The sequence below is a fragment of the Pseudomonas trutticola BRTCR10 genome (assembly GCF_056155105.1).
On the sequence record NZ_CM149552.1, the window covers coordinates 2167975 to 2184062 of the forward strand.

Consider the following 16088-nt stretch of genomic DNA (forward strand, 5'->3'; position numbering starts at 1 on the left):
CGGACTCCTCAGGCCATCTGCGCGGCAGCAACGACGTCAGCAGGCTGCGAGGCCCGCACGGTGCGCCAGGTGTTGTAAGCCATCAGGAACATGCCGCTGAGGAAGATCGCCCCACCAATCAGCCGCACGACGAAGCCTGGGTGGCTGGCCACCAGGGTTTCGACGAAGGAGTAGGTCAGCGTGCCGTCCTCGTTCACTGCGCGCCACATCAGGCCCTGGGCGATGCCGTTGACCCACATCGAGGCGATGTAGAGCACGGTGCCGATGGTTGCGAGCCAGAAGTGCGCGTTGATCAGGCCGACGCTGTGCATCTGCTCTTTGCCGAAAATTTTCGGGATCATGTGGTACAGCGCGCCGATGGAAATCATCGCTACCCAGCCCAGAGCGCCGGCGTGTACGTGGCCGATGGTCCAGTCGGTGTAGTGGGAGAGGGCGTTGACGGTCTTGATCGCCATCATCGGACCTTCGAAGGTCGACATGCCGTAGAACGCCAGCGATACCACGAGGAAGCGCAGGATCGGGTCGCTGCGCAACTTATGCCAGGCGCCCGAGAGGGTCATCATGCCGTTGATCATCCCGCCCCAGCTCGGTGCCAGCAGCACCAGCGACATCACCATGCCCAGCGACTGTGCCCAGTCCGGCAACGCGGTGTAGTGCAGGTGGTGCGGGCCGGCCCAGATGTACAGGGTGATCAGGGCCCAGAAGTGCACGATCGACAGGCGATACGAATACACCGGACGTTCGGCCTGTTTCGGCACGAAGTAGTACATCATCCCGAGGAAACCGGCGGTGAGGAAAAAGCCTACGGCGTTGTGGCCGTACCACCATTGCACCATCGCGTCGGTTGCACCGGCGTACACCGAGTAGGACTTGGTGAAACTCACCGGCAACTCAAGGTTGTTGACGATGTGCAGGATCGCCACGGTGATGATGAATGCGCCGAAGAACCAGTTGCCCACATAGATGTGCTTGGTCTTGCGCTGCATGATCGTGCCGAAAAACACGATCGCGTAGGCGACCCAGACGATGGTGATCAGGATATCGATCGGCCATTCCAGCTCGGCGTATTCCTTGGAGCTGGTGTAACCCAGTGGCAGGCTGATCGCCGCCAACAGGATCACCAGTTGCCAGCCCCAGAAGCAGAACGCGGCGATTTTTGGCGCGAACAATTGGGTTTGGCAGGTGCGTTGTACCGAGTAGAAGGAACTGGCGAACAGCGCACAGCCACCAAACGCGAAGATCACCGCGTTGGTGTGCAGTGGGCGCAGGCGGCCGAAACTGGTCCAGGGCAAATTGAAGTTGAGTTCGGGCCAGACCAATTGGGCCGCGAGAAAAACCCCGAGGCCCATGCCGACGATGCCCCACACCACCGTCATAATGGCGAATTGGCGGACCACCTTGTAGTTGTAGGCGGTACTGATAGAAGTGTTCATGGTTCCCCATCCACGGTTCAGCCGAAGTGAGCGCGCGCAAAACACGCGGCGAATCCTTCGTCTGGAGTTATAGGCAGACTAAAAGCGAGGCAAGCATGGACAAACAGCACAAGGCCAGTATTGACGGGGATCAATGGGCGCAGTGCGTGCAGGATCATGGGTGGCTTTGGGATGCCGCCAATGGTGAGGTTTCGGCGACGTTGATCCTCGCCCACGGTGCGGGGGCGCCGATGGATAGTGACTGGATGAACGACATGGCTGAACGCCTTGCCGGGCTTGGGATTAACGTGTTGCGGTTTGAGTTTCCGTATATGGCGCAGCGGCGTATCGACGGTGGCAAGCGTCCGCCGAACCCGGCGCCGAAACTGCTGGAATGCTGGCGCGAAGTGTTTGCCGAAGTGCGACGTCATGTCGCTGGGCCGCTGGGGATCGGCGGCAAGTCCATGGGCGGGCGAATGGCTAGTCTCTTGGCTGACGAATTGGGTGCCGATGCGTTGGTGTGTTTGGGCTATCCGTTTTATGCAGTGGGTAAACCGGAGAAACCTCGGGTTGAGCATTTGGCTGGTTTGCAGACTCGGACGTTGATTGTGCAGGGGGAGCGGGATGCGCTTGGCAATCGTGAGGCGGTCGAGGGGTATTCGTTAGCGCCGGGGATTGAGGTGTTGTGGCTGGCGGCTGGGGATCATGATTTGAAGCCATTGAAGGTTTCCGGGTTTACCCATGAACAGCATTTGGCCAGCGCCGCGCAGAAGGTAGCCGAGTTTCTCAAGGGTTAACCGAGATCCCGAACTGCATAAAGATCGGCTCCCTTTCCCCTCGCCCCCTTGGGGGCGGTCCGACGTTTCGGGAGGGCTGGGGTGAGGGGGATGGATCTTGGATGAGCCGCAGTTCTTCGTTTTGGGTACATATCCATTGCTGCGGTAACGGCCACTTAGGGTTTCGCCCTTACGGCGACTCACTTTTTTTACAAACGCCTAAAAAAAGTAAGCAAAAAAACGCTTGCTCCAACGTTCGGCCCGCTCGCTAAAGCTCGGGGTTCCTTCGCTCCGGGATGGATCCGGGCGCATCGCCTCCGGTTTGCTTCGCTGCACCTCCTCTCGATGTGTTTGGCTGCGCCAAACGGTCGCTGCGCTCCCACGCCCGGATCAATCCCTCCGCTCAGCCTGCCGACGTCGCCCGTGGATCAAGATCAAAAGCCGAAGCCGAGCTAACGCTCATCCTTTGAGTGGGGCGGCATGCGCCGCGTGCTTTACATAGATCAAAACTGTGGGAGCTGGCTTGCCAGCGATGGCGGCCTGCCAGCCGACCAGTTCCTAACTGAATGCACTCAATCCATTGTGGGAGCTGGCTTGCCAGCGATAGCGGCCTGACAGCCGACCAATCTCTTACTGATGCACCCGATCTAAATGTGGGAGCGAGCCTGCTCGCGAAAACGGTCTGACATCCAACCAATCTCTAACTGAACACACTCAATCCATTGTGGGAGCTGGCTTGCCAGCGATGGCGGCCTGACAGCCGACCAATCTCTTACTGATGCACCCGATCTAAATGTGGGAGCGAGCCTGCTCGCGAAACGGCCTCAAAAACAACATCAATACAACAGGGGAATTTCCAGTTTTCTCTGTCAGTAAACGCAATCCTGCAAGCACGTTTAAATCACACAACCCGTTACGCCATCGGGCCTACGACACCTTGCGCCGTTACCTACGCGTACGCCAGAATCCGCCGGCTTACACGGCTATGGGGCGGGTTGTATCGTTTCCCAGTCACTGAAAAACAGTGATCGGGTTTGGTAGCCCGTCTGTAATAGCTATATGGCAACACCGTATGCAGTCCCTCTTCTTGGGGCTCGGTTTTATGGTGGTCATGCGTGGGGCTCACTCGTGAGCGCCGGGTTCCTATTGCAGCCGGTCTACCAACCCGCGTATGGCCACCACCCTCTCGTTTGGTAGCGAGAGTGATGGCTCCTTAACTGCGATAGGAGTTTCATCCATGTTCAAAATCACGCCAAACCCACCGCCCAAAGATCCAATCCCCCACGACCCAGCGCTCAGCCCGCAAAAGATCAAAGAAGCAACCGACCGCGCCCTCGACTACTACCTCAAACCCGAAGACCTGGCGGCTCCGCCAGCCTCGCCCAAGTTTCGCCCCGTCTATCTCGTCGACCCCACGCTGGATGATGAAACCCTGCTGGTCGAGGCGAGCGAGTCGCTTTCATACGCCCACGCCATGGCCGGTAACATCGCCAACTCAATCGGCGGCCCGGAGCGCAAACCGCTGCTGGCGCTGCAACAGGTAATCATGCTGAACGAACTGTTGATTAATCGACTGCTGGATAAGCTGAAGTTGCCTCAGTAATTTCGCTGGCAGTTATGGCCTCTTCGCGAGCAGGGTCGCTCCCACAGTGAATTGTCGTCGGACATATTATCTGTGATCACAGCGTATCCAATGTAGGAGCGACCCTGCTCGCGATAGCAATATGGCTATGAGGTCAGTTATGTCGTTTGCCTGTTACTGAAAAAACCTGTTATGGCAAAGCGGCTCGAAGCCGTAGTTGGAAGAGGATCACAAATCATCTCTTAGCAAGTTGAAAGTTCCTTTAGGCTGTGTACGGTACCCATGGCTTTTAAACTTTGCTTCAAATGTACCTGTAGCAAACCCCTTGGTGGGATGGATGTCGATATTAAGTATGGCTTCATCAGCATCAACGTAGGCAACACCGTAAAATCCCTCAGGTGCAGGCGATGAGTGACCATGCTTGAAACTTAGCCCATCTTTTAACGTATAGGTTTTATTGAACGGAGCGTCATTGGTGTAGGGGATCGAGAAAAGGTAGGCAAAGAAGTTTTCGTCTTCCATAGTTCCTGTCGATCCAGAGATTGACCAGTTCTTTTCGTCTGTCGGAATAAAGTGGTGTAGATCAAAAAAAGTTCTTATGGACTTCGTTTCGGGATTGGTGCCGAATTGCCAAGTGAGGACATTTCCCTGCTTTTGAGTAAAATCTGCTTTCGGTATGTAAATAAGTTGTGCGGTCATCTTTAGCTCCTTGGTCATGTCGTGGGAACAATTGCGAATGGACTGTTCGACGATTTATAGATAAACCCATGGAGGTTGGCCGTCTACTGTCAGACCTGACAGTAGACAGTTGCAATGTTTTGTGTGTTTTTGCCAAGATTTTGAATGTTCAACACAAGATTTTTCAGAGAGGTGCACCTAGCGTATTAGATGCCTCGGGTTGGCGGTTGTGGCGGGATGGGTGAGTGAGCTCTTGATGCGCAGCCTCAACTCAAACCGAACCCCGAATTGGGTATTTTCAATGACACAAAAAAACCCGGAAGCTCGCGCCATCCGGGTTTTTTGTCTGCAACACATCAATCAGCGGTTAAACCGCTCCACCAACGAGTATTGCGTGTTGGCAGTCTTCGTCAGCTCTTCACTCAGCAACGCCGAGTTTTGCGCCTGTTCCGAGGTCTGATCCGCCAGTTCCGAAATATTGCTGATGTTGCGGCTGATCTCCTCAGCCACCGCACTTTGCTCTTCGGTCGCCGCAGCGATCTGGGTGGTCATGTCGGTGATATTAGCCACCGCTTCACTGATCCCGACCAGTGCCTGATCCGCTTCCAGCACCCGCGCCACACCTTCTTCCGCCTGACGATGGCCAGCTTCCATGGTCTGCACAGCGCTGGACGCAGTTTGCTGCAACTTGGCGATCAAGGCATGAATCTGCCCGGTCGATTCGCTGGTGCGTTGCGCTAGTTGACGCACTTCGTCGGCCACCACGGCAAAGCCACGGCCCATCTCGCCGGCACGCGCGGCTTCGATCGCAGCGTTCAGTGCCAGCAGGTTGGTCTGGTCGGCGATGCCTTTGATCACATCAACTACGCCGCCGATTTCGTCGCTGTCCTTGGCCAGTTGAGTGACGGTCAAACCGGTTTCACCCACGACCACGGACAAACGCTGAATGGCTTCGCGGGTTTCCCCTGCGATGTCGCGGCCGCGACCGGTCAAGCGGTTGGCTTCCTGGGTCGCGTCAGCGGTGCGCTGTACGTGGCTGGCCACTTCCTGCGTCGTTGCGGCCATCTGGTTGACGGCGGTGGCGACCTGTTCGGTTTCCACGCGTTGACGTTCCAGGCCGGTCGAGCTGCTGTGTGCCAAGGCGTCGGACTGCTTGGCCTGATCGGTCAGGTGTTCCGCAGTGTCCTGCAGACGGGTCAGGCAGGTTTTCAGGCGCGCTTCCTGGCTGAGGATCGACATTTCCAGACGCGCTTGGGCGCCACGGCTGTCGGTGTACATCTGCGCGATCAGCGGGTCGGACGTGGTCTGCTCGGCCAGGCGCAGCAGGCGTTTGAGCCCACGTTGCTGCCATTGCAGGCCCATCAGGCCCAACGGCACCGACAGACCCGCCGCCAGAGCAAAGCCCCAGTGCGAGTTCAGCGTCGCGCCGATCACGAAGCTCAGTTGGCTGACCAGAATGAACGGCAGCCAGTCTTGCAGCACCGGTAGCCATTTATCGCTGGAAGGGATTGCCGACTTGCCTTGGTTGATGCGTTGGTAGAGCGCTTCGGCGCGGCGGATCTGTTCGGCGGTGGGTTTGATCCGCACCGACTCGTAACCGACCACCTGATTGCCGTCGAACACTGGCGTTACATAGGCGTTAACCCAGTAATGATCACCGGTCTTGCAGCGATTCTTGACAATGCCCATCCATGGCAAGCCTTGTTTCAGTGTGCCCCACATGTGCGAAAACACCGCAGCCGGGACGTCGGGGTGACGAACCAGGTTGTGCGGCGCACGGATCAGCTCCTCACGCGAAAACCCGCTGATCTCGACGAAGGCGTCGTTGCAGTAGGTGATCACGCCCTTGGCGTCGGTTGTGGAAATCAACCGCTGCTGAGCCGGGAAAGTCCGTTCGCGTTGTGTAATGGGCTGGTTGTTACGCATGGTTTTTCAATCCGCAAGGCTTTGAAAGGTTGTCGGCGGTGGCAGGAAATTGTTGAATTTTTCTTTCAGTAATCAGTACGGCGTCGCAAAACGGGCCTTGCTTCAACCCGCCAGCATCGGATAGGTGAACAGTGCGAAATGCAGCAGGTTCAGCCCGAAGTGCGTGGCGATTGCTGCGCCGAGTCCGCCAAAACGGTAGGCCAGACCATAGCCGACACCTGCCAGACCCGCCAGCAACACCCACGTCCAGCCCGCACCGATGTGCGCCAGCCCGAACAGCGACGAGGCCAGCAGCAGGGCAAGATTTTCGCCATAGGGCAGATCTTTGAAACGCCGGCTCAGGCCGCCCTGTATATAGCCGCGAAACAGCGCTTCCTCGACCAGGGTCACCAGCAGCAGATTGTTCAGCACCCACAGCCACGCCTGATCCGGCCACTTCGGTGCCCAGGCGATCACGCCCAGCAACAACGCGCCGCCGAGGGCGAGGATCACACTCAAGGTCAGGGCGAGGGCGGTGGCGTAGACCGTCAGGCGCAGCGAGCGCCGGGCGACAATCCATGGGCAGACCAGCAACAGCCAGAAACCAATCAGCGGTTTGTCTTGATTGAGGTACATCGAGAACGGCACGGCGTTGTCAGTGAAACGTTGCGGATCAATGGCGCGACCGTTGTAGAACCCTGGCAGCCAGTGCAGGGCCAGCGCCAAAGCCAGCACGATGAACAGGCCGTGGCCGAGATAACGCGCAAACGGCACGTGTTGCTGGCGTACGGCGAAACCGGCCATCAATAGCAGCCCGATAGAGATCAGTGCGAGCCAGCCGAGTTGACCGTAGCTCAGCGCCAAACCGTAGCCGAGGCCGAGAAGTGCCAGATAGAGCCATGGCAGAGACTTCATGGAGGGTCCTTGTGCAGATTTTGTGGAAGGGCTTTCTACACGGACGAGCGGCGGGGGACAAGTCAAGGTGCGGCGAGAAACGGGGACAGTCCACAACCTCTGGCCGACCCGATACCTGTGGGAGCTGGCTTGCCAGCGATGACGATTGCACAGCCGAAATCGTCATCGGCTGATTCACCGCTATCGCTGGCAAGCCAGCTCCCACAAGGTTTTGTTTTTGGCTGAGGGATCAGCGCAGGTTGAGTTTTGCCGCCGCGCGCTCAGTGATTTCCGTGCGCAGCTTCAGTGATGGCGCGGCACGCAGGCGGGCTTCATCGACAATCGCGTTCGGTGCCGTTTCCGGGCTGCCCGAATGGAACGGCGGCGCCGGCGCATATTCCAGCTGCAACTGCACCAGTTGCGCCGTGTCGGCATCGAACAGTTCAGCCGCCAACACCAGCGCAAAATCGATTCCTGCGGTAATCCCGCCACCGGTAAACAGATTGCCGTCACGCACCACCCGATCCTTCACCGCAATCGCGCCCAGTGTCGGCAGCAGATCGTGATATGCCCAATGCGTAGTCGCCCGTTTGCCTTGCAGCAGACCCGCCGCGCCGAGCACCAGCGACCCGGTGCACACCGACGTCACGTAACGCGCTTGCGCAGCCTGACGTTTGATGAAATCCAGCGTCTGAGCATCCTCCATCAAAGGACCGACGCCGCCACCGCCGGGCACACAGATCACATCCAGATCCGGGCAATCCTCGAACGTTGTGGTCGGTTTCAGCAGCAGCCCGGTGCTGGCCGTGACCGGCATCAGATCCTTCCAGATCAGATGCACCTGCACGCCCGGCAGCGAGGCGAGCACGTCGTACGGCCCGGTCAGGTCAAGTTGCTGAACCTGTGGAAACAACAGAAAACCGATCTGCAGCGTCATCGTTCTTGCTCCATGAAAAGGGGTGGACGGCTTCACTGTAGGCGCGTAGGTTCTGGCGTATACGCCAATAACCCCACGAATTACGCCAAATGCCCAAAGCCATCCACGTACTCGCGTTTGCCAACATGCAGATCCTCGACGTCACCGGGCCGTTGCAGGTATTTTCTTCGGCCAATGACCTCTGCCGTCAGCGCGGATTGCCCATTCCGTATGCGCCGAGCGTGATTGCCAGCGGCGGCGGGGCGGTGATGTCCTCGGCCGGTCTGGCGGTGTTGGCCGAGCCGTTGCCCGAAGCGCCCAGCGACACGTTGATCATCGCCGGTGGCTGGGGCATTTATCCGGCGGCGGAAGATGTGCCGCTGGTGGATTGGGTGCGCGAGCATGCCGGCAAATGCCGGCGCGTGGCTTCGGTATGTACCGGCGCATTTTTGCTCGCCGCCAGCGGCTGGCTCGACGGCCGCCGTGTGGTCACCCACTGGACCCGCTGTGAACAACTGGCGCAGCAGCACCCAAAACTGCAAGTCGAAGCCAATCCGATCTTCATCAACGACGGCCCGGTGTGGACCTCGGCGGGAGTCACCGCCGGCATCGATCTGGCGCTGGCGATGGTTGAGGAAGATCTCGGTCGCGACATCGCGCTGGACGTCGCCCGCCATCTGGTGGTGTTCCTCAAACGCCCGGGCGGGCAGTCACAATTCAGCGTGACGCTATCGCTGCAGAATCAGGGCAATCGTTTCGACGACTTGCACGCGTGGATCGCCGAAAACCTGACCTGTGACCTCGGCATCCCGACCCTGGCCGAGCAGGCCGGGATGAGCGAACGCAGTTTCGTCCGCCACTACCGCGCCGACACCGGCCAGACCCCGGCGCGGGCCATCGAGTTGATCCGCGTGGAAACGGCGCGGCGCTTGCTCAGTGACACGGGGTTGCCGGTCAAACGCATCGCCGCCAATTGCGGGTTTGGCAGCGAAGAGACGCTGCGCCGTAGTTTCCTGCGGGCGATTGGTGTGACGCCGCAGGCTTATCGCGAGCGCTTTTCGGTCAGTGCTGCAACAGATTGACGGGACAACGCTGAACCTGTGGCGAGGGAGCTTGCTCCCGCTGGACTGCGCAGCAGGCCCATGCTTTTGAGCCCAGTCAGGGTCGCTGCGCAACCCAGTGGGAGCAAGCTCCCTCGCCACAAAAGCGTTATTCCTCGGATGTATCAGACCTCGGCTTCCGCCACCTGATTGAAATACTTGCTCCGATCCGGGGTAAACGTCACCCGCATCTTCGTCCGCGAGCACGTCAGCGAGCGTTCTTCGCTCAAATCGATATCCAGATCTTCCCCACGCAACCCTTGCCACTGGGCGAGGTATTTCAGCGATCCGTATTTTTCGTTTTTCTTCAGGCTACGACTGACCCCGCCCTTCCAGCCGAGCACCGGTAATTCTCCAGCGAGGCATTTCAAGGCGAGGTCGGGGAAGCGTGCGGCGCGTTGGCGGCCGATTTCCCAGCATTTGATCAGGCCTTTGTCGGCGGCTTCCCAGAGTTGGGTGCGGGTCAGGCCGCTGCGAAGGGGCGTGTCGATACTGCGCTGGACGTGCTGGGACATTCTGGTTCCTTGAATTCGGGTTTTATTGGACAGCTCCGCTGTGCCCGTTGCGGTGGATGGTAGGGGGGGATGTAACAGCTGGCAACAAGGTATTTCGGGGTGTAAGTGCAAGTTGCGGGGGAGGGATTGGGGGGGGTTAGAAGATGTAGGGGCTGAGCTGCGCAATTGTGGTGAGGGGATTTAGCGAAACGTCGCACCGCCCCGACCGGTTGCGCAGCAGTCGCAAAGTCAGTGAATGCGGTATTTCTGGAGGAGTGGGGACGCAGGGTTGGGGGCTGCTTCGCAGCCCATCGGGGATAAATCCCCTCACCACAGGGGGGCCACCCTGCTGATTGCTGCGTAGGGAATAGCCCGCTAAAGCACAGTTTTGTGGAATATCTCCTACAGAAAGTGGCGAGCTTTACGGCTGCCACTCACTCTTTTCCCCACTCAACCGTCGATCCAGAAAACTCGCCGCACTGATCAACGCCAGATGCGTCAGCGCTTGCGGGGTATTGCCCAGATGCCGGCCATGGCTGTCGAATTCTTCGGCGTACAGCCCCAGCGGATTGGCGTAGCGCAGCAACTGTTCAAACTCCAGATGGGCCTTTTCCACCTGACCGGCGCGGGCCAGGCATTCGACGTACCAGAACGAACACGCGGCAAACGCGCCTTCGGTGCCGGTCAAGCCGTCGATGTTGGCGTCATCGTTGCGATAGCGGTAAACCATGCCGTCGCGTACCAAATGCTTTTCAATGGCTTCGAGGGTCGAGAGCCAGCGCGGATCCTTGGCGCTGACGAAACGCACCAGCGGCATCAGCAGCATCGAGCCGTCGAGGGAGCTGCCGCCCTTGTACTGGACAAAATGCCCGCGCTCTTCGTCCCAGAAGTTGTCCCAGATGTCGGCGTAGATCGCCTGGCGGGTTTGATCCCACTGGGCGAACGGTGCCGGCAACGAGCGTTTTGAAGCCAAACGAATCGCCCGATCCAGTGCCACCCAGCACATCAGCCGTGAGTGCAGAAAGTGATGCTGCTCACCGCGCATTTCCCAAATGCCTACATCCGTGGTCTGCCACGTCTCACAGACTTGATCGACCACTTCGCGCACGTGTTTCCAGCCTTCGTGGGAAATCGCGTCACCGTACTTGTTGACCAGATACACCGCGTCCATCAGCTCGCCGAAGATATCCAGCTGAATCTGGTCGTAAGCGCCATTGCCGATGCGCACCGGTCGGGCGCCGCCATGCCCGGACAGGTTGTCCAGTTCGGTTTCCGGCAATTCCTGTCGGCCGTCGATGGCGTACAAGATGTTGAGTTTCATCGGCTGACCATGGCAATCGCTGACCCGATGGCGCAGCCAGCGCATGTAGTCGTTGGCTTCGCCGACAAAGCCCAGACGCATGAACGCGTAAACCGTGAACGACGCATCGCGGATCCAGGTGTAGCGATAATCCCAGTTGCGTTCGCCGCCGGGCGTTTCCGGCAGGCCGAAGGTCGCGGCGGCGAGGATCGCGCCGTGTTTGCGCGAGGTCAGCAGCTTGAGCGCGAGGGCAGAGCGGTTGACCATTTCCCGCCAGCGTCCACGGTAAATCGACTGGCCGATCCAGTCGCGCCAGAACTTCAGCGTGCGCTCCATACAGAAGTCGCCGGCGCCTTCGGCGAAGCGCGGATCGTCGCTGGCGCCGAGCATGAAGGCCGCCGTCTGATCCTGCTTGAGGGTGAAGCGGGCAATCGCCGCTGCGGCGTCCACCTGCAAGGGCTGATCAGAAGCCAGGCGCAGCGTCGGTTGCCCGCTGGCGCTGAACACCACGTCGTTGTTATCCAGCGCCGCGCGAGTGTCGGCACGGGCATAGTCGTGGCGTACCGCGCAGCGCATGTGGAAATTCGCCTCGCCGCTGACCACCCGCACACGGCGCATCAGCAGTGGCAAGTCATCTTCGCTGTCACCCACCGGCAGCATGTCGGTGATTTCCACCACGGCATCGTCACTGAGCCAGCGGGTTTGCAGGACGTTGGTGTCCGGCAGGTAAATCTGCTCGCGCCGGGCATCGGGCAAGTCCGGCGCCAACTGGAAAATCCCCGCGTCGGGGGTATCCAGCAACGAACAGAAAATCGACGGACTGTCGAACTCCGGCCAGCAGAAAAAATCCACGCTGCCCTTGTCGTTGACCAGTGCCGCACTGCGCATGTCGCCGATGATGCCGTGGGCGTCGATCGGGCTTTGTCGTTCTGGATGATGCTCAGCCATTGCCGCGAAACTCCGGATAGAGGCTCATGCCGCCGTCGATAAACAGGGTAGTGCCGACGATGTAGTCAGAAGCATCGGAGGCGAGGAAAACCACCGCATTGGCGACGTCTTCCACATCGCCGATGCGCCCGTAGGGAATCAGGTCGAGCAGCTCTTCCCCGGCAGCGCCTTCGGTGGCTTCTTTATTGATCGCCGTGCGAATCGCCCCCGGTGCAATGCTGTTGATGCGAATGCGCTGATGGCTGACTTCCTGGGCAAGCGTCTGCATCAACTGATCGACACCGCCCTTGGACGCCGCGTAATTGACGTGCCCGGCCCACGGAATGCGCTGGTGCACCGAGCTCATATGGATGATTTTGCCGGCGGCGCGGGATACGCCTTCGCGAATGCCTTGGCGATTGAAAATGCGCAACGCGGCACGGGCGCAGAGGAACTGGCCGGTGAGGTTGACGCCGATCACCGCGTTCCAGTCATCCAGCGACATATCCACAGCCGCCGCATCTTTTTGCAGGCCGGAATTGGCGATCAGAATGTCCAGTGAGCCGAAGGCGTCGAGGGTTTCAGCGAACAGCCGTTCGACCTCGTCTTCCTTGGAAACATCGGCACCGATGGCCAGTGCCTGGCCGCCATCGGCGATGATTTGTCGGGCGAGTGCTTCGGCGGGTTCGGCCTGGCGGTTGTAGTTGATGACCACGGCGGCACCGGCAGCGGCCAGGGCTTTGGCGCAAGCGTGGCCAATGCCGGAACTGGCGCCGGTGACGAGAGCTACCTGACCGGAGAGAGAAATGTGCATAGAGGAGGCGCCTGGGTTGAGGGCTTAATCAGCTGACCGATTGCCTGGCGTGAGAGTTCATTTCTGTGGGTTTTGTGGTGAAAGTATGGACCTCATCGCTGGCAAGCCAGGCTCCCACAGGGAACATAGGTGAACATGAATTTATGTACGACCAGTATCTCTGTGGGATCGGGCTTGCCCGCGATGGGGCCTTCACATTCCACCAACAATTCCCCGCTTCCTCTCTCATCAGCCTCTATGGCAACTTGGCCGCCCCTGACGAGGCTGTGACCCGATGGCAAACCCATACCGCGAATTGTTCAACGCCCCCGGCGCCCGAAATTTTGTGCTGGCCGGGATGATCGCGCGCATGCCGATTTCCATGACCGGCATCGGCGTGATCACCATGCTTTCGCAGCTGTACGGTGGGTACGCACTGGCCGGTGCGGTGGCGGCGACATTTGCCTTGGCCACGGCGTTTTGCGCACCGCAGGTTTCGCGACTGGTGGACCGCTTCGGTCAGGGCAAAGTGCTGCCCATTTCGGCATTGATCGGTGGTGGCGCGCTGTTGATGTTGCTGCTGTGTACACGGTTGCAGGCGCCGACCTGGACGCTGTTTGTGTTCGCCGCGCTCGCTGGGTGCATGCCGAGTATGTCGGCGATGGTGCGAGCGCGCTGGACGGAAATCTATCGCGGCCAGCCGCAATTGCAGACAGCGTATGCGCTGGAGTCGGTGCTCGATGAAGTTTGTTTCATCGTCGGCCCACCGCTGTCGGTGGGGCTGTGCGTGGCGGTGTTTCCCGAAGCCGGGCCGCTGGCGGCGTTGCTGGCACTGGCGATCGGCGTGACGGCGTTTGTCGTCCAGCGCAGCACCGAGCCGCCGGTGCATCCGCACGCGTCTGAACATCACGGTTCGATCATCGGCTCGACAGATATTCAGCTGTTGTTGGCCTTGATGATAGCCATGGGCGTGATCGTCGGTGTGGTCGATGTCGTCAGCGTCGCGTTTGCCCAACAACAGGGGCAACCGGCAGCGGCGAGCATTGTGCTGTCGGTGTATGCCATCGGTTCGTGTCTGGCCGGGATCGCGTTTGGGGCGATGCGTTCGAAACTGCCGCTGCCGCGACTGTTTCTGTATGGCGGAGTGGCAACGGCAGTGACGACGTTGCCACTATTGCTGGCGAGCAACATTCTCGGCCTGGCGCTGGCGGTTTTCATTGCCGGGCTGTTCTTTGCGCCGACCCTGATTGTCGCGATGGCACTGGTCGAACGCATCGTACCGCCGGCCAAACTCACCGAAGGCCTGACCTGGCTGGTGACCGGCCTGAGCATCGGCGTTGCCATCGGCGCCGCCGGTTCCGGTGCGCTGGTCGATGCCTTTGGCGCGCGCAGTGGCTTCTGGCTGGCGATTGCCGCCGGGGCGGTGGTCCTCGCGTCGGCGGTGCAGAGTTTCCGTCATCTGAAGTGATCAACCAACCGACTAATTCCCGCGTCGCCTCATCCGTTCTCTTTTACAGATAACCCTATTGAGGTAAACGCGGTGACAAAGCTGACACTGCTGTGCCTGCCCTATTCGGGCGCCAGCGCCATGGTCTACAGCCGCTGGCGGCGCCAACTGCCGTCGTGGCTGCACCTGCAACCGGTGGAATTGCCCGGGCGCGGTGCCCGTTTCGACGAACCCTTGCAGATCGACATGCGTGCGCTGGCCGGCCAATTGGCCCGTGAGCACAAGCCCGGCTTGCAGACGCCTTATGCCCTGTTCGGGCATAGCCTGGGTGCGCTGCTGGCGTGCGAAATGGCGCATGCTTTTCGCGAACTCGGTGCGCCGGAGCCGGTAGCGTTGTTCGCTTCCGGCACGGCCGCCCCGACCATGCGCAGTGACTACGATCGTGGCTTTGCCGAGGCGCGCAGCGATGACGAGTTGATCGAGCAGTTGCGCACCTTTCAAGGCACCAGTGAGGAAGTGCTGGCCAACCAGGAACTGATGAGCCTGACGCTGCCGGTGCTGCGTGCCGACTTCATGATGTGCGGACGTTTCACGCCGGCGCAGCGGCCCTTGCTCAATTGCCCGGTGCACGTGCTGGGCGGCAAGGAAGACCGCGCGACCACCGAACAACTGATCGGCTGGAGCAAAGAAACCCTGGGCAGTTTTTCCGTGGACATGATGACCGGCGGGCATTTCTTCATCCATGAACACGAAGCCCGGGTCATCCGCACGATCAAGACCCATCTGGAAGTCCACCACCGCCGCCATGCGCAGGCAGCGGCACCGGCGTTTTAGTGCGCGGTTCACCTATCGAGTGATTACAGGAGGCCAGTCATGGCTGTTGCTGTGGGATTTTCCGTTCGGCCACTGCTGCCGCAACGGGGGCGCTTGCCGTTGTTGGTGGAAGCGACCGATGCGGACATCGACCTTTTGGCGGTGTTCGATGAATTGAAAGAGCTGGTGGACGAACATTTGCTGCGCGATGGCGGGGTGCTGTTCCGTGGATTCCGTCTGAACGGTGCTGAACAGTTCCGTCAGTTCGCGGCCAGTTTTGGCCATCCGTTGTTGAACTATGAATTCGGCTCGACGCCGCGTACCAACGTGACGCAAGGCGTGTACACGTCCACCGAATACCCGGCGCACCAGAGCATTCCGCTGCACAACGAGCAGGCCTATTCCCGCGACTGGCCGATGAAGATCTGGTTCTACAGCATGATCGCGGCCAAGTCCGGTGGCGAAACGCCGATTGCCGACAGCCGTGAAGTCTATCGACGTATTCCGGCAACGATTCGCGAGCGCTTCGTCAGCAAAGGCCTGATGTATGTGCGCAACTTCGGCAATGGTCTGGATGTGGCCTGGGAAGATGTGTTCAACACCGAGGATCGCGAGGTCGTCGAGGCCTACTGCAAGGCCCACGGCATTGTTTGCGAATGGAAGGACGACGGTGAGCTGCGCACCCGTCAGACCTGTCAGGCGGTGGCGGTGCATCCGGTGACCGGCGACAACGTCTGGTTCAACCAGGCGCACTTGTTCCACATTTCCAACCTGCAAGCGGAAGTGCGCGAAAGCCTGCTGGACATCGTCGACGAAGAGGACTTGCCGCGTAATGTTTACTACGGCGACGGCTCGGCCATTGAAGATGAGGTGCTGGCGCAGATTCGCGCAGTGCTCGACGAGTGCGCGATCAGCTTCCCCTGGCAGGAAGGCGATGTGCTGATGCTCGACAACATGCTGTCGGCCCACGCGCGATCGCCGTTTGAGGGCCCGCGCAAAGTGATTGTCGCCATGGCCGAGGGGCATTCTCTGGACGCTCGCTGAGCGATCC

At 59.7% G+C, this 16088-nt stretch carries 14 protein-coding genes; 6 read left to right on the forward strand and 8 right to left on the reverse strand.

Translation table 11 applies throughout. The features are described 5' to 3' along the window. Window positions 1-8: 8 nt before the first annotated feature. Window positions 9-1433 (reverse strand): cytochrome-c oxidase, cbb3-type subunit I, encoded by a 1425-nt coding sequence (gene ccoN, locus ACVVH8_RS09745; RefSeq protein ID WP_025110370.1) that lies wholly within the window; start codon window positions 1431-1433, stop codon window positions 9-11. Window positions 1434-1528: 95 nt separating this feature from the next. Here ccoN and ACVVH8_RS09750 point away from each other — a divergent pair, with 95 nt between their 5' ends. Continuing rightward, window positions 1529-2209: an alpha/beta family hydrolase gene (locus tag ACVVH8_RS09750; protein WP_475229713.1), complete on the forward strand. Its 681-nt coding sequence runs from the start codon at window positions 1529-1531 to the stop codon at window positions 2207-2209. A gap of 1216 nt (window positions 2210-3425) precedes the next feature. Then, window positions 3426-3791, forward strand: coding sequence for a DUF6124 family protein (locus tag ACVVH8_RS09755; protein ID WP_213028094.1), 366 nt, complete (start codon window positions 3426-3428; stop codon window positions 3789-3791). 207 nt (window positions 3792-3998) lie between these two features. On the opposite strand, the gene ACVVH8_RS09760 is transcribed toward ACVVH8_RS09755, so the two are convergent. The 4 genes from ACVVH8_RS09760 to inhA all read right to left on the reverse strand — a co-directional run bounded on the left by ACVVH8_RS09760 (window position 3999) and on the right by inhA (window position 8184). Beyond that, entirely contained in the window at window positions 3999-4469 is a 471-nt protein-coding gene (locus ACVVH8_RS09760; protein WP_475229716.1) for a hypothetical protein, read from the reverse strand. A 339-nt stretch (window positions 4470-4808) separates the two neighbouring features. Next, window positions 4809-6374 carry a methyl-accepting chemotaxis protein gene (locus ACVVH8_RS09765; RefSeq protein WP_103303923.1) on the reverse strand — a complete coding sequence of 522 codons (1566 nt, stop codon included), beginning with the start codon at window positions 6372-6374 and terminating at the stop codon, window positions 4809-4811. Between the two features lie 102 nt (window positions 6375-6476). Further along, a complete protein-coding gene (locus tag ACVVH8_RS09770) occupies window positions 6477-7268 on the reverse strand; it encodes a lysostaphin resistance A-like protein (RefSeq protein WP_475229718.1) in 792 nt (263 codons plus the stop codon). A gap of 229 nt (window positions 7269-7497) precedes the next feature. Then, window positions 7498-8184 carry an isonitrile hydratase gene (gene inhA, locus ACVVH8_RS09775; RefSeq protein ID WP_213028097.1) on the reverse strand — a complete coding sequence of 229 codons (687 nt, stop codon included), beginning with the start codon at window positions 8182-8184 and terminating at the stop codon, window positions 7498-7500. Between the two features lie 89 nt (window positions 8185-8273). Here inhA and ACVVH8_RS09780 point away from each other — a divergent pair, with 89 nt between their 5' ends. Then, window positions 8274-9245 carry a GlxA family transcriptional regulator gene (locus ACVVH8_RS09780; protein ID WP_475229720.1) on the forward strand — a complete coding sequence of 324 codons (972 nt, stop codon included), beginning with the start codon at window positions 8274-8276 and terminating at the stop codon, window positions 9243-9245. A 143-nt stretch (window positions 9246-9388) separates the two neighbouring features. Here ACVVH8_RS09780 and ACVVH8_RS09785 read toward each other — a convergent pair whose 3' ends face one another. The 3 genes from ACVVH8_RS09785 to ACVVH8_RS09795 all read right to left on the reverse strand — a co-directional run bounded on the left by ACVVH8_RS09785 (window position 9389) and on the right by ACVVH8_RS09795 (window position 12798). Then, the gene (locus ACVVH8_RS09785; RefSeq protein WP_103303927.1) at window positions 9389-9778 is read right to left on the reverse strand and encodes a hypothetical protein; all 390 of its coding nucleotides are present in this window, start codon (window positions 9776-9778) and stop codon (window positions 9389-9391) included. A 400-nt stretch (window positions 9779-10178) separates the two neighbouring features. After that, window positions 10179-12005, reverse strand: a complete 1827-nt coding sequence (locus ACVVH8_RS09790) for a glycoside hydrolase family 15 protein (protein ID WP_475229723.1) — start codon at window positions 12003-12005, stop codon at window positions 10179-10181. Next, window positions 11998-12798, reverse strand: coding sequence for a glucose 1-dehydrogenase (locus ACVVH8_RS09795; RefSeq protein ID WP_475229726.1), 801 nt, complete (start codon window positions 12796-12798; stop codon window positions 11998-12000). The genes ACVVH8_RS09790 and ACVVH8_RS09795 overlap by 8 nt, the downstream gene beginning before the upstream one ends. Before the next feature lie 274 nt (window positions 12799-13072). On the opposite strand from ACVVH8_RS09795, the gene ACVVH8_RS09800 reads away from it, so the two are divergent. From ACVVH8_RS09800 to ACVVH8_RS09810, 3 genes are all read left to right on the forward strand, one after another. Continuing rightward, window positions 13073-14245, forward strand: coding sequence for an MFS transporter (locus ACVVH8_RS09800; RefSeq protein ID WP_475229728.1), 1173 nt, complete (start codon window positions 13073-13075; stop codon window positions 14243-14245). Window positions 14246-14317: 72 nt separating this feature from the next. Further along, window positions 14318-15058 (forward strand): thioesterase II family protein, encoded by a 741-nt coding sequence (locus tag ACVVH8_RS09805; RefSeq protein WP_103306717.1) that lies wholly within the window; start codon window positions 14318-14320, stop codon window positions 15056-15058. A 39-nt stretch (window positions 15059-15097) separates the two neighbouring features. Continuing rightward, window positions 15098-16081 carry a TauD/TfdA family dioxygenase gene (locus ACVVH8_RS09810; protein WP_475229731.1) on the forward strand — a complete coding sequence of 328 codons (984 nt, stop codon included), beginning with the start codon at window positions 15098-15100 and terminating at the stop codon, window positions 16079-16081. Window positions 16082-16088: the final 7 nt, after the last annotated feature.

What these genes read in the sequence shown, in the direction of transcription:
- inhA (WP_213028097.1), bottom strand. Translation starts at nt 8,184, where the DNA reads ATGACGCTGCAGATCGGTTTTCTGTTGTTTCCACAGGTTCAGCAACTT.
- ACVVH8_RS09785 (WP_103303927.1), bottom strand. Translation starts at nt 9,778, where the DNA reads ATGTCCCAGCACGTCCAGCGCAGTATCGACACGCCCCTTCGCAGCGGC.
- ACVVH8_RS09765 (WP_103303923.1), bottom strand. Translation starts at nt 6,374, where the DNA reads ATGCGTAACAACCAGCCCATTACACAACGCGAACGGACTTTCCCGGCT.
- ACVVH8_RS09755 (WP_213028094.1), top strand. Translation starts at nt 3,426, where the DNA reads ATGTTCAAAATCACGCCAAACCCACCGCCCAAAGATCCAATCCCCCAC.
- ACVVH8_RS09795 (WP_475229726.1), bottom strand. Translation starts at nt 12,798, where the DNA reads ATGCACATTTCTCTCTCCGGTCAGGTAGCTCTCGTCACCGGCGCCAGT.
- ACVVH8_RS09750 (WP_475229713.1), top strand. Translation starts at nt 1,529, where the DNA reads ATGGACAAACAGCACAAGGCCAGTATTGACGGGGATCAATGGGCGCAG.
- ACVVH8_RS09760 (WP_475229716.1), bottom strand. Translation starts at nt 4,469, where the DNA reads ATGACCGCACAACTTATTTACATACCGAAAGCAGATTTTACTCAAAAG.
- ACVVH8_RS09810 (WP_475229731.1), top strand. Translation starts at nt 15,098, where the DNA reads ATGGCTGTTGCTGTGGGATTTTCCGTTCGGCCACTGCTGCCGCAACGG.
- ACVVH8_RS09770 (WP_475229718.1), bottom strand. Translation starts at nt 7,268, where the DNA reads ATGAAGTCTCTGCCATGGCTCTATCTGGCACTTCTCGGCCTCGGCTAC.
- ACVVH8_RS09780 (WP_475229720.1), top strand. Translation starts at nt 8,274, where the DNA reads ATGCCCAAAGCCATCCACGTACTCGCGTTTGCCAACATGCAGATCCTC.
- ACVVH8_RS09800 (WP_475229728.1), top strand. Translation starts at nt 13,073, where the DNA reads ATGGCAAACCCATACCGCGAATTGTTCAACGCCCCCGGCGCCCGAAAT.
- ACVVH8_RS09790 (WP_475229723.1), bottom strand. Translation starts at nt 12,005, where the DNA reads ATGGCTGAGCATCATCCAGAACGACAAAGCCCGATCGACGCCCACGGC.
- ccoN (WP_025110370.1), bottom strand. Translation starts at nt 1,433, where the DNA reads ATGAACACTTCTATCAGTACCGCCTACAACTACAAGGTGGTCCGCCAA.